Below are 24,724 nucleotides of genomic sequence, written 5' to 3' on the forward strand. Positions count from 1 at the left end.
CATATAAGTAAAATGGCTCTATTTACGATATGGTGGAGAAGTTATCATAAAAACTGTTAGCCAGATATGTAGATATCTGGCTAACAGTTTTTTCTATTTTTCTTATTAAAAATTATACTTATTCCATAATTTCATTAATGGAGTCATCCCTTGAAGTACATCAATTTTACTGTCAGTACTACATATTGTATCGATGATTTTATGTACTAATTTATTATCTAAATTTTTAATTGCAAAATCCAAATCCTTGTCATTTAAATTTTCCAAGAACCTTCTTAAAACAAGGGAGTGATTATAGTTTTTAAATAAGGGTTTAACAAGTTTTTCATATTTTCCTATTCCACATATATCATAAGCTGAATATATCCCCGTAAGTATTGATGCAAATTGCCCAAATCCTAATCCAGGAGAAAGAGCTCCAAAACAATTCCCAACAAAATAAGTATTATCAACCTTGGGTACATTACATATTCCCGTCATATATTTTGTAATCTCAAACTTATCTGTTATTCTAAATTTTTGATCTAAATCTTTGCAAACTAAATTATAAAATCTTTCCCATATTGTATTTATATCTAATTTTATATTATCAGGATAGTCAGGGTAAGCTATAACAATATTAGCTTCTTTTTCAGAAAATGGTACAATCCATGCATATCCTTTAGGTATGATGTCATAATTGAACCATGCATGGGAAATATCTGTAGCAAATTTACCCTCAACTGTTACACCTCTTAATGTAAATGTAAGATCACACTTGTAATTTCCTAAATGTGAAGCATATTCCCCATCTCCTGTTGCTAATATTACATACTCAAAATTTTTACATGCTTCTTCATATTCACAAGTTGAATTAAAATTAATTTTTGTCATCAATTGTTTCTCTAGTTGACATTCATATGAATTTTCATGCCTTCCCCTAACATTTGTGTATCCGATTTTTCCATCAATACTCCCTATTTGCTTTTTTGAATGGACAACCAATTTATTAACAGCATTTATTGGTTTCAAATGTATATCATAATTCTTAGAGAGAAAATGCAGAGAATCTTTAATAGGTCTATCTAGTAAACTAAACATTGCTTCAGCATTAACAAATCTATCTCCAACACAATTTCTTTTTTCAAAAATTGTTGGTATAATTCCATGTTTCTCTAATGTTATTGCACAAGACAAGCCTGACATCCCAGCACCTAAAATAGCAATTTTCACAGAAAGCACCTCCTATTATATAGTTTTTGCAACTTATAAATTTTGTATACAAAATAAATCATCTTACTCCAATATAATAGGCTACTTCTTTCGGATATTTTTTTATAAATATACTTTCTAAAATAGTTCACCAGGAATGCCCAAATAAAATTATTTTTTGTTTATTATATTTTATTTTTAAGTATTCTTTATTGATCAGTATAATGGGTGTTTCCAGAATCTAAAAACATTGCTGCTGTTTCAGAATGTTCACCAGTAAAGGCGGGCAACTAGTTGATATCCTCTTTAATTTTTTTCTTAGCAAAATAGCCTTTTTCAGCTAGCTCAAAAGTTTTACCATTTGCAATTAACCAAGTGGAAGTAGTTTCTTCTTTACAGTTATTTTGAGTAAAGGTAAAATGTGACTTTTTGATTATAATCCTCTTTCTCTATACACTTCTTAACCGTTCTCCAATCATGTCCTGTTTTTCTAGCAACACTATTGATGGACGTTCCTTTCTGTATGCAGCATTTTCTAACATACTTTTCTTGTTTCGTTGTCAACATCCTTCTTCTAAAATAGGGTGTTCTTTCTTTTAGTTAATTTTATTATTGTATAACATTCACATTAAAATATATAATGGATGTTTTGGGGATTAAAAAAGTTTTAAATTTCTACTAAATAAAAAGATACTTAGTAAACTTTACAAATTTACTAAATATCCTTTTATCCTATTAATGGCGGGAATATGTGGGAATCGAACCCACCCGTCATGGTCTTAGCACGGCAGAACGGTTTTGAAGACCGCCAGGAACACCAGAACCTATCTACTCCCATATTTAATTACACAAAGTATTATAAGATGTACCATTTATTATGTCAACATTTTTCGTCTATTTTCTTATCACTTTATGTTATTAATTGTATCATATTTTATGATACAGCTATAATATAATTAAGCTGTTTACTTTTACAAACTTATAAAGTGCATCTAGATTGTTCACTTCAAAATACACATCTATATTTGAAATATCAATGCTTCTATTTGATTAAACTCCATTAAAATATCCTCCTGGTTACATGATTGTTCATCAATTTTCGTTATTTTACACAAGATAGAATTTTATGGTGCACTTATTTAACTCTTTCTATATAATACTTTAAACAAGTACTCTCTTAGTCCTTCGCTTGATTACTTAGCTTGCTCTCGATCCCAGTTCTGGAATCCTTTACTGCTCTTAAAACCTAACTCTCCTCCTTTAACCATCTTTCTTAAAAGAGTAGATGCCTCATTAGACTTATCAAGATGTTCTAATATATATAGTATGTATAATTCCTATCATATCTGCATTCTCTATAAATTCTAAATGAGGCAATCTTATCTTCAATCAAATTATTTTTTCATAAAACCACTTAACTCGTTGATATACCGGTTTTAAATTATTTAAATCCATTTTTTTTCAATGCGTTTATAGCTTTATCAGCTTCATCTTCTGCTACTAAAACTATTGGGCCAGTGCAGCCCATTCCACTCTCAGAATATATTCCTTCCTTCCAAAGTGACTTACAAGCATCTTCAAGCTCAAGAATATCAATTCCAGGGATCCCATAGGTTACTACTTTTTTAGGTGGAATCTTAACTTCTTCTACTGCAGCTGCAGGCTTTTCCTTTTCAAGGATTTTTCCTATTATTTCTTTTAAACCTGCTGCATTAGCATTTTTATACTCAACATCAGCAAGCTGTAGTAGCTTATTCTTCGCAGAAAGTGCACAATATTTTAATGCTTCACAAATTAATGGAGCTCCAGATGCTCTAGATACTATATTAATTATCTTATCGTAACCTTCTCCTATTCCTGGGCCATATCCATATCCAGTAGTTTCATAGTTCCCACCTGTTGTAAATGATGCAAATATCTTCACAAGTAAGTTACCTGTTAAGGAGTCACAAACCATAACATCAGGTGTTCCTGCTAGCAGGTCATTTCCTCTCATGACTGAACCTCCATCAGCTCTTAAAGATTCACTAAAAGAAAATTTATATCCTCTACTTTGCAATTCTTTAAGTGCTCTCTCAACACCTCTAGCCCCATCTACATTTAATATGCCAATCTTAGGATCTTTTATTCCGCAAGCTTTTGCAACGGCTATTCCATTTATAGTATTTTTAATCATTCCTTCAACCCTATGGGTAGCTGTTGTTCCTGTAGTTGTAGCAATTATCATTTCTTTTCCTAGCCCTGGAGTAGTAACTTTTCCAACTGTTGAAACTCCTATAGGAAAATCAAAATGTTGAGTGACACATCCGTCTATTACTTTATTATCTAACAACTCTACCATTTTTTTATGGCCTTCTTCAGCATCACTAACCTCAACTATTTCAAAGTCTCCTTCAACTTTAGGTCCTATTAAAACTATATCAAAATCACCATATTTGCTCTTGGCAAGTGCTGCAGCTTTAATCATCTCGTCCACACCATGTTCTGAACCAAACGTAGTTAATCCAATTTTAACTCTTTTTCCGAAGCTTCCACTTATTATTCCATCAGCTATTTCATTAAATACTTCTGAAATTACTTTTTTAGTTTGCTCCACGCTGCTCCCTCCTCTTTGTTAGTATCTATTCAATACTTTCTACTGTCTATAAATACCATTATTTATTCTTCCATCATTTTAGATGCAAATTTTTTTAATTCTTCAGCTATCATGTTCTTAATTTCTTCCTTTGAAACTGCTGCAGCCGAACTATCTGAATCACCATTATTTTTTTCAACCAAAATTGAAATTCCATCGAACAAGTTAGTCATTCTTCCTAAGAACAAGCTTCCTTTTCCTATTAACATAAAGTTATTTAATTTTCCTGACATTATATGTTCAATACCATGACCAATTATAGGTACTCCTGATGGTATATGACCTTGTGTTGGTGCATATCCTGGGTATCCATGTTTTACAACAAAATTTGCTAACTCTTTTCTCTCTAATTGTCCGCTCTTTACCGCAAGTGCTCCTATCATCTTATAGTTTTGAGTTGGAACATCTCCTGCTCCTGCTGGTTCTGTTATATCTGGAGTTTGAAGTTCTGGAGCAAATTTATCAACATCGGTAATTTTTAGTCCATTCTTACTTAATGGATCTGAAACCAATGCTTCCAAAACTGCTTGTGGTGCAGCACCATGTCCAATGCTATGTCTTCCTATTACATCTGTCCTTAATATCGGACTTACACCATCATTTTCAGATATTAGTATTGCAAATCCTCCTAAGCAATCTTCTAAAACAGGTAATCCCTTTTTAACATGATCTTTACCATTCATCCCAAGCTTAGCAGTAGCTCCACCAGCAAAAACTATTACATTTTTATAAATTCCAGCTTTAACCAATGCTGCTGCTGCAACTATTGAGTGTGAAGGGCCAGCACAAAAGCCTCTCATATCTGAGCCTGTAGCTCCTTTAATTCCTGCAATTTCACCGCAAGCCTTAGCTATGTTTCCACCGCCTCTCTGATTCATATCGCCTATAGCTTCTTCTGAACATTCAATTAAGTATTCTACCTCATTAACGTCTACTCCTGAATTCTTTACTAGATGCATTAATGCAAGAACTCCTGAAGCCTTAACAGCTAAATTTTCAACAATAATATGTGAAGTTAGATTTTTATCAAACTCATGAGCTCTTTTTACACAACCAACAAGCTTACCATTATCATATAATCCTTCAGCTACATGATTTTCTAACAGCTTTTCTATTTCAGATAAGTCAATTCCTTCCTTTAACTCGTCAGCTTTAATCTTTAAAACAGCGTGAGACTTAAACTTTTCTCTAACAGACTCTGTGAAATTCTTCTCTAACAAAACAAGGTCAAATACGTCACTTATCTTCATTAAACCATAGAACTCATCCTGCGGCATGATTTCACCAAACTTACCAAATCTAGATAAGCCTTCAACTTTTTCATTATACCATGGTCTCTTTCTTTCACTTAATTCTTCTGGAGTCATATTTCCGATATAAGTTTGATTTGGTGCATAACTAACAACATCTTCAAAAGATCTTAAGTGATTTGGTATCTCCTTTAAATATTCTGATTCTGGATTTGTTTCTCTTTCTAGGGTTTGAGTAGTACCATTGTGCAATATCATATCTGGTGTATTTACTAATACATAAGCCGCATTTTTAATTACTGGAAAACTCATTTTTAAAACCTCCATTCATTATGTTCAGTTATTATATATTCAAAAACAGCATGCATTGCTGCATGCCATCTTTAGCCTGTTAAAGTTGTTGATAACTATTTATTGTACTTTGAATATTCATCTCTAATAGGCTTTACTTCACTAATAATTTCATCAACATCAAGAACCATTTCCATCATTCCACATTGTTCATCATAAACAGCTGGATCAAATTCTGCTTTAACTTCTGGTTCTACTACATGATATACTCCAAGACCTAATGCTATTCCTGCAAGTGGTCCTGCGAATGTTGGATCTCCAGCAGCTACAGTTTCTGCTGACAGACCTGAAGCCTCTGCCTCAGCTCCTCCTATTAATACAATCACATTTTCAGCACCATATTTTTCAGTTAAATCAATTACTCTTTGTTGGATCTCCAGATCCATAGCACCTGCGGCTGTTCAAACAAAACATTCTGTGGAGGCAAATACAACTTCTCCTTTGGCACTTTTAACACATTCTTCAATAGCTGGACCTGGAATTCCATCCCTGTCACCTATTGCAATTATTTTTTTTCCTTCTAATAAACTCATAACTTTTTCCTCCTTTTAGTCGGAAACACAGGGTAATTTTACCCATTTGCTCCCACTCATAAATTATCTGTTAAAGGCCATTTAGGCCTTCAATATAATAAATTTAATTAAGCATTTATATTTTTAACAATCATTGCTTCAATGTTTGCTTTTGTAGCATCATCCTTTATTACTTCTTCAATTTTTTCTCCATCTTTATAAAGTACAATTGTAGGAAGTCCAAGTACTCTTTGTGAAATAGCTAATCTTCTAGCCTTTGTAGTATTTAATTTGCAAAATTTAACTTTTCCTTCAAATTTAACTGATAATTCTTCTATATCTGGCAATAAAGCTTGACAAGGTACACAACCATCTCCATAATAATCAACAAGTGTATAACCTTTAGATTCTAAAACTTCACCTTTAAATGTCTCTTTGTCTAAAATTATCATATTAACTTCATCCTCTATTCTTCAAAATTATTTTCTATATATTTCTCTGCTTGCACAGCAGCTATAGCACCATCAGCAGCAGCTGTAACTACCTGTCTCAATGGCTTTTCCCTAATATCTCCTGCTGCAAATACTCCAGAAATATTAGTTTCCATTTTATCATTAGTTATAATATATCCTGCTTCATCAATATCAACTAGTTCTTTAACTAATTGATTTGTAGGTAAATAACCAACGAATACAAATATTCCAAAAGTTCCATCTTGTTCATCTGCAAAATATTCACTCAATTCACTTGTTTTAGTATCCTTAAATACTGCTGACTGCACTATTCCATCACCTTTTATTTCAGTGATTACTGAGTTCCACTTTATTTCAATTTTAGGATTTTTAAAAGCCTTTTCTTGTATTGATTTTGCAGCCCTTAATTCATCTCTTCTATGAACTATAGTAACCTTTTTAGCAAACTTTGTTAAATAAATAGCTTCCTCAATAGCTGAGTCTCCTCCACCTACTACAAAAACTTCTAAATCCTCAAAAAATTCAGCATCACAAGTTGCACAGTAAGATACACCTTTACCTATCAATTCATTTTCTCCTGGACAACCAATTTTTCTAGGGTTAGCTCCTGTAGCAATAATTATAGATTTAGCATAATATTCTTCTTTTTCACCTTTTAATTTTTTTATCTTTCCAGTAAAATCAACTTGTTTTATGTTATCTTTTTTTCTTTCAGCACCAAAACTTTCAACCTGCTCTTCCATTCGACCAATTAAACTTGGTCCTGTAGCATCTTTTATTGATCCTGGATAATTAGCTACTTCATCTGTGATTACAATTTGTCCGCCTACCTTGCTTCTCTCCAGTATCAAAGTTTTTAATCTAGCTCTTGCTGAGTATATAGCTGCTGAAAGCCCTGCAGGACCGGAACCGATTATAATGACATCATAAATATTATTCATATAGCACCTTCTTTCCTAATGTTTCAATAATATTTACTTACTACTTGGGTAAATATACTTTTAGTTCAACATTTTTAGATACTACTATTTCTTCTTCAAACTTTCTCTTCTTGAAGAGCTTTAAATATGCTGTAACACATAACAAGCATAATCAGCATGAACGGAAAAGCAGCAGCAATAGAAGCCGTCTGAAGTGTCTTTATTGCAGCAGTGCCTCCTACTAAAATAATCATTATAGTAACAGCTCCCTGAACAATTCCCCAAAAACCACAAAGTTTTTTACTTGGATTTAAGTCTCCTCCTGATGTAAGCATACTAAGTACATAAGTTGCTGAATTAGCAGCTCCTGCAAAGGACGTAACAATCAGTATAATCGCCAATGGTGCAGTGATAACATAAAGTGGTAGATGCTGTAATGTTACAAATAAAGCAGTCGAAATATTAGTTTTAACAGCTGCCTGAATTGCACCGTGTGACAATGCATCTAAATTAAATGCAGCTCCACCATAGATTGCAAGCCATAAGAAGCAGAAACCAGAAGGCAAGAACACTGATGCAAGTATGAATTCACGAATAGTACGGCCTCTGGAAACACGTGCTATGAACTGACCTACAAATCCTGCCCACGCAATATACCAGGCTCTGTAGAATATCGGCCAGGCTTTAGTCCATTCAATATTGCCCATCCACAAACTTTGTCCGATAAAATTTTGAATATAATCACCAAGCGTATGAGTAAAAGTATTTAGTATAAATACCATTCCACCAAACAGGAAGATAAATACCATAAATCCAATTGAAAGCCATACCTTCACGTCAGCAACAGCCTGCATAGCCTTATGCAGTCCAGATACAGTAGCAAGCGTAAATATCACTGTCATAATTGCAATAATAACAGCAGTCATACCAGGTGTCGCTGTAATTCCCCAAATATATTGTATTCCTGTAGCAATTTGGCCAGCTCCTAGTCCTAAGCTGGTTGCTACTCCAAACATCGTAGCAAATACTGCTAATATATCGATAGTTTTACCGATAGGTCCGTGAATACGCTCACCAAGAATTGGATAAAAAGCTGAGCTGATTAAACATGGAAGACCTTTTCGATACTGAAAATAACCAAGAGCTAAACCGCAAACCGCATAAATAATCCAAACATGAATACCGAAATCATTAAATACAATCCTCATGGCATCATGCATAGCTTGTGGAGTTCCTGGTTGTGCCACAGGTGGTGCCATATAATGACTCATCGGTTCAGCAATGGACCAAAAAACCATTCCAATACCCATTCCCCCTCCAAATAGCATAGTAAACCACTGGAAAGTTGTAAATTCCGGTTTTTCATCATTTTTTCCCAGCTTAATTTTACCATAGCGGCTGAGGGCAATAACAGATATAAATATTGTAAATATAAATACTGATAAAAGATATAGCCAACCAAAATTAGTAGTTAAAAATGATAACACACTATTCGATGTTTTAGCCATTTGAGAAGGCAGGATTATACTAAATGCTACAAATATCAGAGCTATACCTGCAGAAACATACAGAACAGAACGGCCTTTTGCTTTTTGTTCATTTGACATAATTAATTTTTCCTCCTTCACAAAACTAATCTAAATAGGTCTCATCCATTTTAACAAGACCTATTTAGTTATTGATTTAGATCTTTACTTTAAAAACAGTTTGTTCTTCAATATCAGTTGCAAGAGCATCTAAAGCTACACCTACTCTGTGATATCTTAATTTCCACTGATGCTCTTTAGAATCTGCAGGGTTTCCAAGTGGATATGGAATAGAAATAGTTGGTACTATTCTATTTGAACCTACTGTTGTTGCTACAGGAATCAAATTACACATTTGAACAACTGGGAAGCCAGCTCTTTCAATTTCTTTTACCATTGTTGCACCGCAACGTGTACAAGTTCCTCAGGTGGAAGTTAGTACAACTGCATTTACATCGGCTTCCTTTAGATGCACAATAATTTCTTTTGCCATTCTAGCAGCCTCACCTTGGGTAGTTCCAGTTCCAACTGTAGAGTAGAAATACTCATGGAGTTTACCTATTTTTCCTTCCTTTTCGTATGCTCTTAAAGCATCTAATGGAACTATTACATCTGGATCTGCATCTGCTGCTGCAGGGTCAAACCCTGCATGGATTGTCTTGAAGACTCCTCCTTCTAAATCGTCTAAATTTGATATATCATATCTACCCCATCTTGTTGCTGAAGCAGATTGAATTCTATCAGGGTTATCTACAGGAACTATACCTCCAGTTGTTACACAAGCTATAGTTGCTTTACTTAAATCTTTAATAGCTGGTGCTATTGGAACTCTATCCATTTTAGGAATAGGCAGTTCTGTTTCAAATTTTTCACCATTTAATTTCTTTATCATCATTTCTACTACTCTATCAGCAGCTGGTTTACCTGATTCAAGCCAAACTTGATGTCTTTTTCCTCTTCCATAGTAGCCTTCTTCTTCTGCAGAAAGCAGTTTTTCTCCATTAAGTATTTTATTTCCAAAGTCAGCCATTGCCTTTACATCTTTTCTCATTCTGCCAGCATTATTTCCACCTTTAAAGATATATACATCTTTTTTAAACATCTCAACGCCAGGATTTTCAATGTGCATAGATGATATTACTGGTACATTAAACTTCTCTTTTACAGCTTTACATATAACTCCGCAGGCATTTCCATATCTGCCAGCTTGAAATGCAGGTCCTGCAAAGAATATATCGAATTCTTTACCATCCAAAAATCCTAGTATTTTTTCTACTGCTTCTTTTTCATTTGAACCCATAAAGTTATCCCCACATATTATTGTGTGAGTTACTTCTGCACCTTTAAGTTGTTTATTTAATTCTAAAGCAGGTCCAACTAACCCTTCTCTTATTTCTGGTTGAAAATCTGCCTTATCCTCTCCGCCTATTTGACCAAAGAATTGGTTCAAATATAAAATTGCTTTCTTCATCTAAACTACACCTCCTTAAAAATCTTTCATTGTCTTTGGTGACCAACCAACAATCTGATCTCCACAGAACATAGCATTGTTTTCCATAATAATTGAACCATCTTCTCTTACTGAAGGTCCTAATATTTCATCATTTGCCCAACCACCAGACAAACCATCTCTAGCTAAAGATTGTAATTCGCCTATAACAGTTTCCATTGGAGGTAGTTCTATTAACTCTGAAACATTTCCAGTAGAAACTATAGCATCCGCTTTTTCATCAAGAGCAACCAAAGGTTGTGATTCTCCATCTCTACCTGTACATTCATTAGTAATTCCTACAGTTTTAACTCCAGCATCTTCTAAAGCTACTATACACGCTATGAAGTCTGCATCTGGATTTCCATATCCTTCTTCAGCTACGATGGCTCCATCTGCACCTAAGGATTTAGCCATTTGAGCTACAAATAAGGCTGAACGTTTCTTTTGCTCTAATGCTACATTAAGATTGGACATTATAACTCCTAAGAAGTTAAGTGTTTTTCCATGCTCTGCATAAAGTCTTTTAATAGTTGGATTATTTTGAAAATCATAAGTTGACCACTTTGATGAACATGGCATAAAGCTTCCTGAAATCACAGCTCCATCCAATACTTCATTTGGATGCATAAATGTTGGAACCATATGATTTGCATCCCATCCATAAACTAGATCATTATATCCCATTTCTTCCATTTGTGATTGAGGCTGCATAACAAATACAACACCTGGAAGTTTTTTAACAGCTTCATGCCTTTTCATAATAGAATCTAATTCAAAGGTTTCAATATCTTCAGGCTCTAAATCCTTTACACAATTTCCTATATATTCGGCCAGTTTATGTCCCGCCCATCTCAAAGCTTTATTTTTCTTCTGTTGTTCATTCTTTTCAAAGTCCTCATCTGTATCTCCAATAAGAACAATATTTTTTAGCTGTGAAAAATAAGTATACTTAGCTCCTTCACCGCTCATATCAATTAAACCATCCTGAAACCCACCCCAATGCTTGCCAACTACAAGCAAGCTGCAATCTTTAAGTGCATGTGTACGTCCATTACCAGCTGGAATTACATCTCCAGTTACACCTGGAAATAATGTGGATCCATCAACCTTAACTCTGCATTCAATAGCTTCCTTTACTGGAACAAGACGAACTTTATCTCCAGGCTTTACAATTAAAAGATCTGCCTCAGTAATATGCTCATCTTCCAATACATAATCTAAAGCTTCTTTTTTGTTAATTGTTAAAATACCCTCCTTATAGCTTGTTACTTTACCAAAAACAATATCCTTGACATGAAAGTTTCCAATTTCTAACTTCACCTTTATACCTCCTTTTATAAATTAATTTATTTCTTTACATATTATTTTCAATTCCTTTAAACATTATTCTCAATTTGCATAATCCAATAGCACTATTTGTTTTGACATTAGCATACCTATTATCATGATTAAATTTTCCGATAGATTTTATTTTAGCTACTTAAGCAAAAACTAATATTTTAAACATTGGAGATAAATATGATTAAAAAAGCAATTAAAAAACATATAAATATAAGTTATTTTATTGATGCAGCTTCTAAAATTATGGGTGAAGCTTGAAAGCAGATAAATGCAAATTTTCTTCTATTCCAACTCTATTTACACCTATAGTAAAAAGTACATTTCCAAGAGCTCTCTAAGCAAGATTGAGATCCCACATATATTCATCTTGTATTCTCCATACTGCAGGAATAAACACCATATCTGCTCCTTCAAGTGCCAATGTTCTACATGCTTCGGGAAATCCAGCATTACAACATATAATAATCCCTATTTTCCCTAATTTAGTGTTAAAAACTTTATAGTCTGACCCTTCCCTTTCCTCTACATCTCCAAGCTTTGAATTCATTTCAACCAACCCTACATTGACAGTTTTATTCATTTAACCACCCTCTTAATTTTTTTGATTTATTTATTGTTTAGATGATAACAAAAGCTTTCAGTAATTAATATAAGCACTTTCATAAAAAAGCCACAGTTTTTTATGATAATTCATAAAAGAAGTAAGCACATTACTTAAATCTTACAATATCAAAATATATCAGTAATTTATAAATTTATTGCATTATTGTTTTAATGATATAATTATATTAAAACTAATAGTGAAAAAATAATTATTTTTTCGACATATTTAAACAAATAAATAGTAAATTCGTTTCTGTTAAATGTAAAGTCCGTATAATACTATCCGAATATCATATAGACTTAATATTTAACAAAATCATTTTGAGTAGAGAGGTGTATATGATGATTATTGAATTTTTTATCAATTCCTGTGTTTTTATAACCTCTATAAGTGTCCTTAGTATTTTTTTTAAAGATAAAATACTAATTTCAAAGTCATCAACAACTATACGTGAAAAACTCTTTATTGGTATGATTGGTGGTTTACTAGAAATATTATTGATATTATTTCCTATAAAAGTTATGCCTGATTTATCAATCAATTTTCATGCTCTACCAATTATTTTATCATCCATTTATGGAGGAACTTTATCTACGATTGTAACTACTGTTATAATTAATGTTCTATTTTACTTGATATTCAGGTTTTCTATAGTTTCTATATTTTTTTTAGTGATTAATTTGTTTTTAATAATTGGATTTATTTTTATCTCAAATACTAAAACAACAATAAAAAATAAATGGGTTTATTCTACTTTATATTCATTGGTAGTAAGCTCTATTGGAAGTATAATTCTTATAAAAAATACACAGCTGCTAGTTCAGTTTTTAATAATTTACTACCTTAATAATTTACTTTTAACATATTTTGTATATAAATTTATGGAACATTTATCAAAAGCTTTTGAAGCATATAGAACCCTTAGAACTGAAGCTTCAATAGATTTTTTAACTGGCCTGAATAACGTAAGGCAATTTAATAAAAGTTTACATCGAATTAGCATCGCAGTACAAAAAAAAGAGGAAATTCAATATTTGTCATTAATATTTTTAGATATTGACTATTTTAAAGAAATAAATGATAAGTATGGTCATGGTTCAGGTGATATTGTATTGAAAAATTTGGCTAACATTCTAACCAACACCTGCCGAGCCTTTGATATCATATCCCGTAATGGTGGTGAAGAATTTTCTGTATTACTATTAAATTGTCCAACTGCAGACGCAATCCAAGTTGCTGAAAGAATAAGACAAAATGTTGAAGCTTATTCATTTCATATTTCTAATAAAACTACTATTCATATAACAATTTCAATAGGGGTTTCAACTTATCCTAGTCTAACTAACAATATAGATAATCTACTTAGTGATGCAGATACTGCTCTATATAAAGCTAAAAATGAAGGTAGAAATAAAATAATTCTATATAAAGGTAATTCGCTACAAAATGGTTTTAATCGTTATAACATTGTCCCATAGTATTATATATTTTACATAAAAATGAAGTCCAGAATAGCTTTTTTCACAAGCTCAAAAAATAGCATGTGGAAAATATCTTTTTCTAAAGATATTTTCCACATGCCCATAATTGGTTATTATATTGTACTAAAAATATGAAGCTTCTATAATATAAGCTTCTTAAAAAATGTTTTATTATACTATATAACCCTGCTTTATTACTAGCCGTAGCTCTTATATCTTTTTCACTTAACATTAGTTCTTCCCCTCGCTGCCAATCTAACAGGTAATACAATTCCTGTGTAATTATTATTCTTTTTCTTTCTTATAAGTACTGGAGATGTCTTATTTGAAAAAGAAAATTCTTTACCTTTCCTTTAGAACACTTAGTTAACAACTTCAACCTATTTACATTGCTTTAAAATTTGATATTTTCTTGCAGTATAAAGTTAAAGAGACTCCCATTAAAAATAAGAACCTCTCTGATTTTATGAAATAGAATTGTGTTTTTCTATAAATTTCGAATAAAATACTTCAAATTTCTTGATTAAAATTCTTAATATAGTCAACTATAACATTATCAAGTTCTTCACTTGCGGCCAATATATCTTTATTTTTTTCAATATCTTTGCATTCTACATTTTTGATGATATCATTATTAAGTTTTTCTCTCAAATTTTCTATCTTTTCTTTAATTATCAATCTATCTTTTACTTCATTCAAAATATATCGTCCCCTAACATCTTGCTAATATCTGCATTACTTGTTATTTATCTTTCACATAAAAAATGGTGGATAGTTTTGGGGATATATTGGTATAAAGGAAACAAAAATATAATATGTATTATTTATACATATTTAATTCTATTATTAATATCAGTTATTTTATACTATAAATTGTCATCATTTTTCATCACCTCAAATATTAATTATTTAACATTAGAGAAATTTTCTAATATCCACTTCTAAAATTTTCGATAGTTTGTCCAATGTTTTTATTGAAGGATTTGTTCTTCCAACCTCAACATCTGAAAGATATGTATTAGAAATACCTGCCTTCTTTGCTAACTCATACTGTTTTAATCTTCTTTTCAATCTCTCTTCCTTAACCTTTTTACCTATATTGTCCAAATCTACCACCTCCATAATATTATTATACGATTTTGACGTATTAATTCAAGCAATAGTTATGTTATTTGCGTAATATCTGTAATTTTTTCTTGCTATTTTACATTCTTTCTGATTTTGTTTATACTCTAATTATTACGTTATTTACGGAATAAAAGAGGCTTATATTATGAGTATAATAGGAACTAAATTAAGAAAGATTAGAAAAGCAACTGGACTTTCACTAAAACAATTATCTACTAAAATTAATGGTAAAATATCTATATCCTTTTTAAGTGATATTGAAAATGGCAGAAGTAATCCTTCCTTTGAAAATCTAAAGCTTATTGCTGCTGCCCTTGAAACCCCAGTTTCTTATTTCATAGAAGATTCAAAGGATAGTATATTCTCTAGCACCATTGATGATGCAGATTTTATTCACATAATTAATCTGCTCCAGGACTTTAAAGATTGGAATATAGAAGATAAAAAAGAACTTCTATTCTATTTAAAGGCTAAGAAAGTTATCAGAGATAGCAACCATCAGTGAAATTTATACACTATATGTTTACCAAAATATAATTTAATACATAAAAGTAAAGAACTATGAAACATATATAAATAAATTATACGCAATGAATGGAGTATAAAAGAAAATGGATGCTAATATTTTTATTCTTTTATTAAAGTATATAGCAATAAGTGTTTTTATTCTTATTATCATAATCCTTGTATTAATCAACTTATATCCACTTTTATTTTATAAGTCTCCCGAAACAAAATTGAAAATGAATAGATTTGATGTGATAATTATTTTAGGCTTTCATGCATTACAGGATGGAAAACCTTCTCCTATAATGAGAGAAAGAGTTGTAAAAGCAGTTGAATTATTTAATAAAGGATATGCTAATAACATTATATGTTAGGGTGGAGGAGTCTCTACTAAATATATTGAAGCAAATGTTATGACTATTTGATAAATAAACTTGTTTATAAAATTATTTTTTTATTGACTCAAAATTTCACTTTTATTGGTGTTATAATTTTATTATAATTTGATATTTTTGGAGATTGAAATAAAGGCTGTTCAAAATAATAAATCAATGCGGCTTATGAGAAATATAAAACAACTCAATAAATAGTAATTTATCAGGAATGGTTGCAAGGTTATTTAATGTTTTATGTATACGGAAGCGAGGTTATATAAGGTGAAGGGTAAGGAGTTAAAGACAAGAAGAGGCATCGTTTATTATTGGATTAGTCGTAACAAAAATCCGCACACAAAATGTATCGTTTTTACGCATGGAGTAACCGCCGATCACTCTATGTTTGAAAAACAAGTTGAATACTTTAAACAAGAATATACAGTAATTACATGGGATGTTCCTCTCCATGGTCTTTCACGCCCATATTCAAATTTTACATATGAAAATTGTGCACATGATCTAATGAGAATATTGGATCAGGAAAAAGTTAATAAGGTAATATTGGTCGGGATGTCTATGGGTGGTTATCCCAGTCAGGAGTTCGCGTTTCGTTATGCTGAAAAAGTAGAAGGTTTTATAGCACTTGATACCACACCTTTTGGTATTAGCTATTACTCAGGATTAGATATTTGGTGGTTAAAACATATTGCTTTACTAGCAAAATGTTTTTCAAAAAATGCTTTGCGAAAAAGCATGGCAAAATCCGTTTCCAGAACGAAGTATTCATATGACAAGATGATAGAAATGCTTGCACCATTTACAAAATCACAAATCATTGAACAAATGGATATTGCTTATGGTACCTTTACAAAGGAAAATAAAGATGTTAGTTTTTCTTTTCCAGTACTGATTTTGCTTGGCGAATTCGATAAAACTGGAAAGGTAAATCAATATTGTCAAGCATGGTCAAAGAAAGAGGGATATCCGCTCCATATAATAAATAATGCAGCACATTTTTCAAACGGAGACAATCCAGAACAGGTAAATTCTGAGATACAGGAATTTATAAGTAAATTAGGCAATTACAACGTATAGGACTTACAAATTTCAACTTAAGACTAAGTATTATAAATAGTAATTTATAAGAGAGGAAAATTAAAATATGTGTACTGATTTTGTTAACTTAACAACAGAAAATCTTTCTAATGAACATTTATGCTGTATTATACGCAGTAAAAAACCCCACCAAGGTATTGACAAAAAAAGGCGATGGCTTTCTGATAGACTAAATGAAGGTCACGTTTTTAGAAAGTTAAATGAAAAGGCAACAGTTTTTATTGAATATGCCCCTGTTGAAACAGCTTGGGTCCCTATAACTGGTGATAACTATTACTATATATATTGTTTATGGGTTTCTGGTTGTTATAAAGGAAAAGGGTATGGTAAATCACTAATGGAGTATTGCTTGGCAGATGCAAGAGAAAATGGTAAATCAGGCATTTGCATGCTCGGAGCAAAGAAACAAAAACATTGGCTTTCTGATCAATCATTTGCAAAGAAGTTTGGTTTTGAGGTTGTTGATACTACCGACAATGGATATGAACTGCTTGCACTTTCTTTTGATGGAACAACACCAAAGTTCACACAAAATTCTAAAAAACAAGAAATTGAATGTAGAGATTTAACAATTTATTATGATATGCAATGCCCTTATATCTATCAAAATATTGAGAAGATAAAACAGTATTGTGAAATGAATGATGTTCCTGCATCTTTAATTCAAGTGGATATACTACAAAAAGCAAAGGAATTGCCTTGTGTTTTTAATAACTATGCTGTGTTTTATAAAGGGAAATTTGAAACAGTGAATCTATTAGATATCGGAAGTTTAAAGAGAATACTCAAGAAATGAGAATACAATTTGGGGTTTTCCATTTGATAATTAGGACTGTCTATTAAAAAGAAGTGTCATCTGAATGTATGATGGAGCTATAGCTATATAGGTGTTATCTCATCTACAAAACCTTGCGATATAACCCCAGGTCCACCAACTAACTCTAAATCAGTTGTTTGTAGAGTATTAATTCTTACATATTCTATAAGCATTTAATATTGCATCTTAATCGTCTTTATCAATTAATACTAATGGTGCTAAATATTTTTCTGCTGCTGCAGAAGCTACTAATGCATCTGCATATCCTTCACCTGATACTAGTACTACATTGTCTGAAGTTGTCCAGTTTGTTGTTGCAACCTTTGCTACTGTTGCATATCTGTTATCACCACTTACTCTTGTTGGTTGTCCTTGTGCTGCTTTAACAGATCCAACTGATAAAGCTGTCGTTAAAACCACGGTCATAAGTGCAGCTTTAAAAACTGATTTTGCACTTTTCTTGTTCATACTAAAATACCCTCTTCCATATTAAATAACTATTCTTATATGAATATCTTTTCTAAATTAATTATATACCATGTGTTTAGAATTTTTTCATAAAAGGTAAAACCTATTAAAAAAATTCTGATAAGCTTTTTGAGATTGTTTAGGACAGTAACTTATTTGGAATTATATAAATATAAGAGGTGTTATAAATGAAATTTAATAAAAGAATCATAATACTAGATATCCTAATATTAATAGTACCTATAATTATAATCATTTTGTTAATGCCAATTCTGCCTGATAAAATATCAATTCATAGAGGGCTAACTAATAGATATAGTGATAAAAAATATTTCTTTTAGGATTACTACCATTTGTAATATATAGACTAAAATGCAATAAAAAAATAAGACTCTAAGTAATTTATAGGTTACCTAACGTCTTATCGTGTTTACCTATATTTCTAAGCAGTATTCCATCTTCTATATACTGCCATGTTTCCCTAACATCCATCGTAATTATCATCTCAAAAATATTAATAATATCTTGTATTCTTTTTATTCTTAGTGATGGATGAAATTCAGCATATGGATGCTTAATAAATTTAGTGAACTTATCCGTACGCTCAATTATCAAGATCTTCAAATAACTCCCCAATAGAATCAGACTTTTTTGTTTTTCCATTCTTTATATCTTTATCTGCCTGTTTTTCATCCTGCTGCCATTCTTTACTCCAAAACCACACCTGATCTTTTTGGACTACGACTACTGGTCTAATTACTATTTTATTATCTTTAGCATAAATATCTATATTGTCACCAATTTTTTAATTTAACTTTTTTATTACTTCTTTTGGAATTGTAATCTGAGATTTTTCTCTTAATTAAATAATAATATAATCTCCTTACTAAATTATTATTTTCTTACTTTCTAATTTTGTTATATACGAATTTTTACTTTTTGTATACAAAAATTTTATTAAATTAACATCTTGTGCTACAAGAGTTAAACCATAATTTTGTTTACTAACTAAGACTATATGATAGATATTAATTCTATCAAGTGGATTATAGAACCAATTTAAATATCAAACTTTATTATAAAACTGCATTTACCAAAATGATCTGTTGTCTTCCTTTTTGGAATTATCTTTATTTTGTTTGGAACTGCTGCTTTTAGCACCATAATTGTCAAGAAAACTTAATTAGGTATCCTTTTATCAAGCTTAAGAAGTTCATCAGGGTTCAATAAATTTCTTTTACTTGAAGATGTATTCTTTGAGCCAAAGTCTGTAAGTCCTTCAATTCCTGATTTCCTGTTTTCAGAATGAGTTTCTACTGTAGAATTTTCCATGTGATCAGAAACCTGCTTTGCTGCCACATCATCTGATGTACCCAAAAAAGCTGACTGTCACAATTACCCAAAATCTCTAGCCACGCATTGTTAGGATATCTATTCTGCGGCTGGGCTATATTCTGAAATACTACAAAGCATATTATGCCCCTGGACCTTAATGTAGATATCTTCTTAGTAAAATCAAATATTATACAAAAATAAGCAACCTTTTCATATTTAGGTTCCGTTAGATCTATATCACTTGTTGCTATTAAATTCTAAACTATCTCATTTTGAAAAATCTGAAGTTTTGAACCAAGGCCTATAACAATATTTGGTTTTATCTTGTCACTTGCCTGTGAATATATGGCATAAGGCATTTTAGCTGGATTTGTATAACCAAGCCGTGCAAACATGGCATCAAGTGTTAATACATCTTTTGTAGCCAGCATTGAATAAGCTGTTGCCAGATTCCTATCTTCTTTTGGTAATACAGTTACTACATTAAAGTACCAGTGCCTTTAAAAGATTCATCTCTGACTTGTCCCAGAATTCATTCACTCTTAATTATTCTTTTTATCATCAGGTGACAAATTTTTTATGTAATGTCTGGAGCCTAATCCTCCTATTTCTTCACCTCCAAAAAAAACAAATCTTAATTCATACTCACTTGATACATTTTTTAATAATCTAGCTGTCTCCATAACTACTGAAACCCCAGAAGCATTGTCGTTTGCTCCTACGGAGTTCCTCTCACAATCATAATGTGCACAAATAACAATAATTCCTTTATTTATAGTTTGATTTATTATTTCTAGTTGCTATTAAATTTTGACTGTTATTTACTCCTGTTTTATCATTTTCCGTACGATTGGATAAAGGAAATGTCTGTATCTGCGTTAATTAAAACCATTTCTCTAGTTTAATAGGACACTAAATAAGAATATTATTATTCCCAATTTACTTTCAGTTGAACTTTTTATGTTTAATATAGTTCTTGAATGCATACAATATTGAAAATTCTACAACTAAAATAATAAGATTTGCTGCCAGTATAATTAATACTTGTTTCCATAATTCCAACGTTGTAAATGATAATGCATAAAAATAACATAATATTGAAACAACAAATATATTTAAATATAAAATATTTTGCTTCTTTATACATTTGCCTTTATTCATCTAATTCACCTTCTTCACAAAAATTTACTTTTACATCACATAATTAAGAATATTATTTGCTCTTATATATTCACCTATCCCTCATTTCATCTATAATTAATTACCTCACTTCCCAACAAATTTTATTTAATATAATTAGAACGTATTAAATTACAAATGTATTATTTATTTTATTATACAATATATTATTGTATAAACTTGCTATCAATCATCAAAATACAATACTTCTTAAATATCCATGCCCTATTTGCTTAATTAGAGCCAGGTTAAAAGTTTATGGTGAACTGTCAATAATATATGATGGCAGGCTACCTGAGTAAAATGTTTATAAAAATAACGCCTTTTTTCTTAGGCGTTACTGACATACTCATTTTTAAATCACCTGGGTAAATTAGCCAAATCTTTCAGAGACAGCTTAGTGATGATTTCATACCCTTTACCTCGTCCCAATGGCTTTATAATTACTGTCCCCATATCTGTAATTTGACCCAAACCGATTCCCTGTGGAAAACTGTGGGAAATAATAACCTTATTGCTTCCTTGAGGAGGGATGACTTCTAATTGTAATTGAAAATAATCTAATATTCTTTTCTGTTCTGCAGTGAGCAAATTTCCACTTAACCTATAGATTTGAAAAAGAAATGGATCAATTTGTATATTGTCTCTTCCAAAAGCTAACCGACCCGTTTCTATGGCTCTGCAAAAGGGGCTAGTCAGAACAGGGTAACTAACAGGAATACCCAGAATGCGAAATAGTTGTCCATAATAAATCGCTTGTCTTCTTCCAGCTTCGGAAAGATTTCTTTGGGTATTACAGTAATAAAAATTCAAATTAGGCTGGTCCTCTCCAACTGTCGCTTCCCCATGCTTAGCATATAATATATATCCTCCACTCCTAAGTAAATTTAATAATGAACTATTCAAAGTAACTTCTCCTTCTACATATAACTTCTATATTGTTACTAATATATGATATTTGCTTTAAATTGTTCAAATTTATATATCTAGTATTTCAATAGTTAAATTTAGCCCATTTCTATATTCACCAATACATATTTAGAAACATATACTAAATCAATGAGTATTTATAATTTATCTCAATTTACCCCAACAGAAATAAACATTAGGTCTTTAAACATCACACAAAAAATCAGCTATACAAACTAAAAATTACTGCTATTATTGAAGCTATGCTATATGACAAAATTATCTCGACGTAGCTCATAAGAAAAACTTCAGCTAACGTAGATGATACTATTACAATTTCATGTAGTGATCGGGCTTTATTTCATAAAAACCACCTAGAAGTGGTAATACTAGCAAACATGTCACCAGTGGCAAAGTAGTAAAACTATGGCAATTAATTATTACACCCTACACACATTACCTTTGCTTAGGCTTTTTCTTAATGCACACGAGTTTCTGGACATCCATCAGTTCATTATCATTTTCTACCCTGTAATGTATCCAACCACCATCACCACATGGATAACGATTTTCCCATAGTTTTTTTGTTTTAGGAATCATTTTATCCAACTCTTTATATAGCTTTTTTAATTCATTTTTGCCTATTGTTATTGTGACTGTAAATGAACCTCTTTCAAAAAATACATAACACAATAATTTATTTTTATGGCTATATTTATACCCCCACCCATAGTTGTTGCCAAATGGAAATTTTAATTCACGAATTAAATCATAACTATCATGTAAAAATGTTTCAAGTTTTGATAGCCTGTTATAAGCTTCTTTCCCTAGAAAATCACCTATTTCTAAAGACGTAGGAATTACATTCTTATCCATAAACCTTTCAACTGTACTCGTATACATAATTAGCACTCCTTTGTTACAAGTATTCATAGTTCATAAATTCAATTTCAATAAGATATCATTATACTCCATTTTACCCAAATTATATTATTTTCTAAAGTCATTTCTATAATCAAATAATTTAAATATTTCATATTATTAACTTATAAATTTCTATCTATACATTATAGTAACATATTAAATATGACACCTGTATGTCATAACAACTTACAACTGCAAATTTATTCTATTATACAACATATTATTATAGAAGCTTGCTATCAATCAAAAAATATAACATTTCTTAAAATATTTCATGCCTTATTTGGTTAACTAGAACCAATTATTTATCGGTATTAGAACATATGTTTGTTAAAATAATATTTAATACTATAAAGCCATTGACCAAAGGGGTGCGTTTATGTTAAACAGAAAGGGATCTAATCAATTAAAGATTTATAACTTTATAAAATTGTATATTAACCAAAAAGAATATTCTCCATCCATAAGAGAAATATGTAAAGCTGTAGGATTAAATTCTATATCAATTTTAGTATTATTCCAGCAGAAATTTTATTCTAGGGTCATCTTTTACAAAATCAAGTTTTTTGTCTTTTTTAATTCTCATTTTTGCTAACCTTTCATATTTATCTTTGTTCCAACTATTGGCCGATTTCCATTTTCTATGCTTATATAGCTTTGACTTCATATTATCCATACTGTCTGCTTCGTTTACCATATTTATAATCGTCTCTATAGTTTTTTCTTTATCTTGTTTTTCCACTGCTAAATATAAATCTAATTCATCTTTCTGATACAATCCTAAATCAAACACCTCAACTACACTTTTTGCACGCTCTGTGTATTCTTCTGCCTCAGTAAATTTATTTTCTTTTAATAGCATCTTTATTATAAAAGATAAAGCTACCAATGCTTCATGTGCATCTCTAAATAGTATGTATTCACAAACGTTGTAAGCCTCATCAAATTTCCCGTTACTTTCAAGTAGTAGTACCTGTTGAATTTTTTTCTCCGTGTCTAGATCCATATCTGGAACTTTTTCTAATATTTCTTGAGCTTTTTCATAATCTTTTTTCTCTCTATATATTGCAGATAGTGATATCTTCGCCATAGAAGCTGTCTTTTCATTGCTACTTGCTGCTGCAAGTTCAATCCAAGCAATAATTTTCTCCTCATATTTATCCTTTTCTTCCATTGGGTGTGTAACTAAAAATAACCTTAATATTGATGATATTCTGAGTATTAATTCATCACTGATTGAATACTGTTTGATTAAATCACTGCCTCTTTCAAAAGCCTTTTTAAAACCCTCTCTTGATGCTATTTCACTAACTTCTTTCCCAAATTTATTAACCTCTGTCTCTGTTAATTTTTCATTAAATGCTAATAGAGTATTAACATCAATTTTCAAAACACGTGCGAGAGGTGATAGTAACGTTATATCTGGATATGATATTCCATTTTCCCACTTGTTCACTGCCGGTGCACTAATATTTAAATAATTAGCAACTTGTTCTTGAGTAAGATTTTCTTTTTTTCTACAATTTCTAATAACTTCACTTATTCTCATAAAATAAACTCCTTCACTTATCTATACATTTAGTTAACTTCAACCCCTGTTAATTAAATCATATCAAAGCTACATAGTTTAAACAATTGAAGCATTTTCATTTTTTGTTCACAAAAATTAACTATTGGTTAACTTAGTTTTCTTGATAAAATATTCAGAATCTTACTTATGATACAGTATTTTCACTTATAAATATAGCCCTACCAAAGTTATCCCAATGATTAAGGCTAAAAAAGAAGAATTAATTATAAAATTGGAATAATAAAATTAATCCTGATGCTAATAGACGAATCACCACGAGCCACTCTGGACTAAAATCTTTTTCCTGAAACAAGTATTGTGCAGCAGTACCTGATATTACCCATAACATGGCACCTATGATTACAAGCATTATTCCTTTTATTCTCGATTGAAACTTTCACTAAACTCTCACTCACTTTCTTTGCAATTATTCTGAATAAACTACAAATTATTGCAAACATATTGATTTATTTAAACAGGTATGTGACAATTTTATTACTATTTTCAATTTAAAATATATAAAAAAAATCTTTTCTTTGTGGGATGAAAAACTCTATGGATATGAATTAAAAATAATAAATTACCTAGGGATTCTTTGTTTAAATATAATTAGAGATAGGT

25 protein-coding genes, 1 tRNA gene and 3 pseudogenes are annotated in these 24,724 nt (G+C 30.9%); 6 read left to right on the forward strand and 23 right to left on the reverse strand.

Features of this window, described 5'->3' with window-relative positions; translation table 11 throughout:
• Positions 1-105: 105 nt before the first annotated feature.
• From CLCOS_RS03230 to CLCOS_RS03285, 11 genes are all read right to left on the reverse strand, one after another.
• Entirely contained in the window at positions 106-1,212 is a 1,107-nt protein-coding gene (locus CLCOS_RS03230; RefSeq protein WP_063601939.1) for an FAD-dependent oxidoreductase, read from the reverse strand.
• 718 nt (positions 1,213-1,930) lie between these two features.
• A tRNA-Sec gene (locus tag CLCOS_RS21740) sits at positions 1,931-2,027 on the reverse strand.
• Positions 2,028-2,632: 605 nt separating this feature from the next.
• Positions 2,633-3,787, reverse strand: a complete 1,155-nt coding sequence (gene grdD, locus CLCOS_RS03235) for a glycine/sarcosine/betaine reductase complex component C subunit alpha (protein ID WP_063601940.1) — start codon at positions 3,785-3,787, stop codon at positions 2,633-2,635.
• Between the two features lie 62 nt (positions 3,788-3,849).
• The gene (gene grdC, locus CLCOS_RS03240) at positions 3,850-5,388 is read right to left on the reverse strand and encodes a glycine/sarcosine/betaine reductase complex component C subunit beta (protein WP_063601941.1); all 1,539 of its coding nucleotides are present in this window, start codon (positions 5,386-5,388) and stop codon (positions 3,850-3,852) included.
• A 95-nt stretch (positions 5,389-5,483) separates the two neighbouring features.
• The gene (gene grdA, locus CLCOS_RS03245) at positions 5,484-5,960 is read right to left on the reverse strand and encodes a glycine/sarcosine/betaine reductase complex selenoprotein A (protein WP_013239378.1); all 477 of its coding nucleotides are present in this window, start codon (positions 5,958-5,960) and stop codon (positions 5,484-5,486) included.
• A 107-nt stretch (positions 5,961-6,067) separates the two neighbouring features.
• The gene (trxA, locus tag CLCOS_RS03255; protein WP_013239379.1) at positions 6,068-6,391 is read right to left on the reverse strand and encodes a thioredoxin TrxA; all 324 of its coding nucleotides are present in this window, start codon (positions 6,389-6,391) and stop codon (positions 6,068-6,070) included.
• A 14-nt stretch (positions 6,392-6,405) separates the two neighbouring features.
• Positions 6,406-7,353, reverse strand: a complete 948-nt coding sequence (trxB, locus tag CLCOS_RS03260) for a thioredoxin-disulfide reductase (RefSeq protein ID WP_063601942.1) — start codon at positions 7,351-7,353, stop codon at positions 6,406-6,408.
• Between the two features lie 95 nt (positions 7,354-7,448).
• Positions 7,449-8,939 carry a glycine betaine uptake BCCT transporter gene (locus CLCOS_RS03265; protein ID WP_013239381.1) on the reverse strand — a complete coding sequence of 497 codons (1,491 nt, stop codon included), beginning with the start codon at positions 8,937-8,939 and terminating at the stop codon, positions 7,449-7,451.
• A gap of 76 nt (positions 8,940-9,015) precedes the next feature.
• Positions 9,016-10,329 (reverse strand): betaine reductase selenoprotein B, encoded by a 1,314-nt coding sequence (gene grdH / locus CLCOS_RS03275; protein WP_082853584.1) that lies wholly within the window; start codon positions 10,327-10,329, stop codon positions 9,016-9,018.
• 15 nt (positions 10,330-10,344) lie between these two features.
• Positions 10,345-11,670 (reverse strand): glycine/sarcosine/betaine reductase component B subunit, encoded by a 1,326-nt coding sequence (locus CLCOS_RS03280; RefSeq protein WP_063601944.1) that lies wholly within the window; start codon positions 11,668-11,670, stop codon positions 10,345-10,347.
• Between the two features lie 355 nt (positions 11,671-12,025).
• The gene (locus CLCOS_RS03285; RefSeq protein WP_063601945.1) at positions 12,026-12,271 is read right to left on the reverse strand and encodes a nitrilase-related carbon-nitrogen hydrolase; all 246 of its coding nucleotides are present in this window, start codon (positions 12,269-12,271) and stop codon (positions 12,026-12,028) included.
• 365 nt (positions 12,272-12,636) lie between these two features.
• Here CLCOS_RS03285 and CLCOS_RS03290 point away from each other — a divergent pair, with 365 nt between their 5' ends.
• Positions 12,637-13,773 carry a GGDEF domain-containing protein gene (locus CLCOS_RS03290; RefSeq protein WP_013239385.1) on the forward strand — a complete coding sequence of 379 codons (1,137 nt, stop codon included), beginning with the start codon at positions 12,637-12,639 and terminating at the stop codon, positions 13,771-13,773.
• Positions 13,774-13,855: 82 nt separating this feature from the next.
• Here the strand turns inward: CLCOS_RS03290 and CLCOS_RS22240 are convergent, their stop codons facing one another.
• The 3 genes from CLCOS_RS22240 to CLCOS_RS03300 all read right to left on the reverse strand — a co-directional run bounded on the left by CLCOS_RS22240 (position 13,856) and on the right by CLCOS_RS03300 (position 14,883).
• Positions 13,856-14,008: a hypothetical protein gene (locus CLCOS_RS22240; RefSeq protein ID WP_156496172.1), complete on the reverse strand. Its 153-nt coding sequence runs from the start codon at positions 14,006-14,008 to the stop codon at positions 13,856-13,858.
• Between the two features lie 278 nt (positions 14,009-14,286).
• Positions 14,287-14,475: a Spo0E family sporulation regulatory protein-aspartic acid phosphatase gene (locus CLCOS_RS03295; RefSeq protein WP_063601946.1), complete on the reverse strand. Its 189-nt coding sequence runs from the start codon at positions 14,473-14,475 to the stop codon at positions 14,287-14,289.
• A 216-nt stretch (positions 14,476-14,691) separates the two neighbouring features.
• Positions 14,692-14,883 carry a helix-turn-helix domain-containing protein gene (locus CLCOS_RS03300; protein WP_192847929.1) on the reverse strand — a complete coding sequence of 64 codons (192 nt, stop codon included), beginning with the start codon at positions 14,881-14,883 and terminating at the stop codon, positions 14,692-14,694.
• A gap of 166 nt (positions 14,884-15,049) precedes the next feature.
• Here CLCOS_RS03300 and CLCOS_RS03305 point away from each other — a divergent pair, with 166 nt between their 5' ends.
• From CLCOS_RS03305 to CLCOS_RS03320, 4 genes are all read left to right on the forward strand, one after another.
• Positions 15,050-15,409 (forward strand): helix-turn-helix domain-containing protein, encoded by a 360-nt coding sequence (locus CLCOS_RS03305; protein WP_013239386.1) that lies wholly within the window; start codon positions 15,050-15,052, stop codon positions 15,407-15,409.
• A 238-nt stretch (positions 15,410-15,647) separates the two neighbouring features.
• Positions 15,648-15,785 (forward strand): hypothetical protein, encoded by a 138-nt coding sequence (locus CLCOS_RS22720; protein WP_242866977.1) that lies wholly within the window; start codon positions 15,648-15,650, stop codon positions 15,783-15,785.
• 282 nt (positions 15,786-16,067) lie between these two features.
• A complete protein-coding gene (locus CLCOS_RS03315) occupies positions 16,068-16,880 on the forward strand; it encodes an alpha/beta fold hydrolase (protein WP_063601948.1) in 813 nt (270 codons plus the stop codon).
• Positions 16,881-16,947: 67 nt separating this feature from the next.
• Positions 16,948-17,697: a GNAT family N-acetyltransferase gene (locus CLCOS_RS03320; protein ID WP_013239389.1), complete on the forward strand. Its 750-nt coding sequence runs from the start codon at positions 16,948-16,950 to the stop codon at positions 17,695-17,697.
• A gap of 207 nt (positions 17,698-17,904) precedes the next feature.
• Here CLCOS_RS03320 and CLCOS_RS03325 read toward each other — a convergent pair whose 3' ends face one another.
• The 7 genes and pseudogenes from CLCOS_RS03325 to CLCOS_RS03355 all read right to left on the reverse strand — a co-directional run bounded on the left by CLCOS_RS03325 (position 17,905) and on the right by CLCOS_RS03355 (position 22,512).
• On the reverse strand, positions 17,905-18,186 hold the full coding sequence (locus tag CLCOS_RS03325) for a cell wall-binding repeat-containing protein (RefSeq protein WP_013239390.1): 282 nt from the start codon (positions 18,184-18,186) through the stop codon (positions 17,905-17,907).
• A gap of 402 nt (positions 18,187-18,588) precedes the next feature.
• Positions 18,589-18,801 carry a hypothetical protein gene (locus CLCOS_RS03330; RefSeq protein ID WP_242866978.1) on the reverse strand — a complete coding sequence of 71 codons (213 nt, stop codon included), beginning with the start codon at positions 18,799-18,801 and terminating at the stop codon, positions 18,589-18,591.
• Positions 18,802-19,365: 564 nt separating this feature from the next.
• A pseudogene (locus CLCOS_RS23145) lies at positions 19,366-19,772 on the reverse strand (TraG/TraD/VirD4 family protein).
• Between the two features lie 6 nt (positions 19,773-19,778).
• Complete coding sequence (locus CLCOS_RS22245; RefSeq protein ID WP_156496171.1) at positions 19,779-19,952, reverse strand: hypothetical protein; 174 nt, start codon at positions 19,950-19,952, stop codon at positions 19,779-19,781.
• A gap of 111 nt (positions 19,953-20,063) precedes the next feature.
• Positions 20,064-20,312: a M28 family peptidase gene (locus tag CLCOS_RS21300; protein ID WP_082853586.1), complete on the reverse strand. Its 249-nt coding sequence runs from the start codon at positions 20,310-20,312 to the stop codon at positions 20,064-20,066.
• A 748-nt stretch (positions 20,313-21,060) separates the two neighbouring features.
• Positions 21,061-21,606, reverse strand: coding sequence for a histidine phosphatase family protein (locus CLCOS_RS03350; protein WP_013239392.1), 546 nt, complete (start codon positions 21,604-21,606; stop codon positions 21,061-21,063).
• A gap of 459 nt (positions 21,607-22,065) precedes the next feature.
• Complete coding sequence (locus CLCOS_RS03355) at positions 22,066-22,512, reverse strand: DUF3788 domain-containing protein (RefSeq protein WP_013239393.1); 447 nt, start codon at positions 22,510-22,512, stop codon at positions 22,066-22,068.
• A gap of 400 nt (positions 22,513-22,912) precedes the next feature.
• Here CLCOS_RS03355 and CLCOS_RS22725 point away from each other — a divergent pair.
• A pseudogene (locus CLCOS_RS22725) lies at positions 22,913-23,038 on the forward strand (transcriptional repressor LexA); the annotation flags it as partial.
• 9 nt (positions 23,039-23,047) lie between these two features.
• On the opposite strand, the gene CLCOS_RS03360 reads toward CLCOS_RS22725, so the two are convergent.
• Together CLCOS_RS03360 and CLCOS_RS22730 are read right to left on the reverse strand one after the other, a co-directional pair.
• A complete protein-coding gene (locus tag CLCOS_RS03360) occupies positions 23,048-24,082 on the reverse strand; it encodes a helix-turn-helix domain-containing protein (RefSeq protein ID WP_063601949.1) in 1,035 nt (344 codons plus the stop codon).
• A 259-nt stretch (positions 24,083-24,341) separates the two neighbouring features.
• Positions 24,342-24,473: pseudogene (locus CLCOS_RS22730) on the reverse strand (EamA family transporter); the annotation flags it as partial.
• Positions 24,474-24,724: the final 251 nt, after the last annotated feature.

Source organism: Clostridium coskatii (assembly GCF_001675205.1).
GTDB lineage: Bacteria > Bacillota > Clostridia > Clostridiales > Clostridiaceae > Clostridium_B > Clostridium_B ljungdahlii.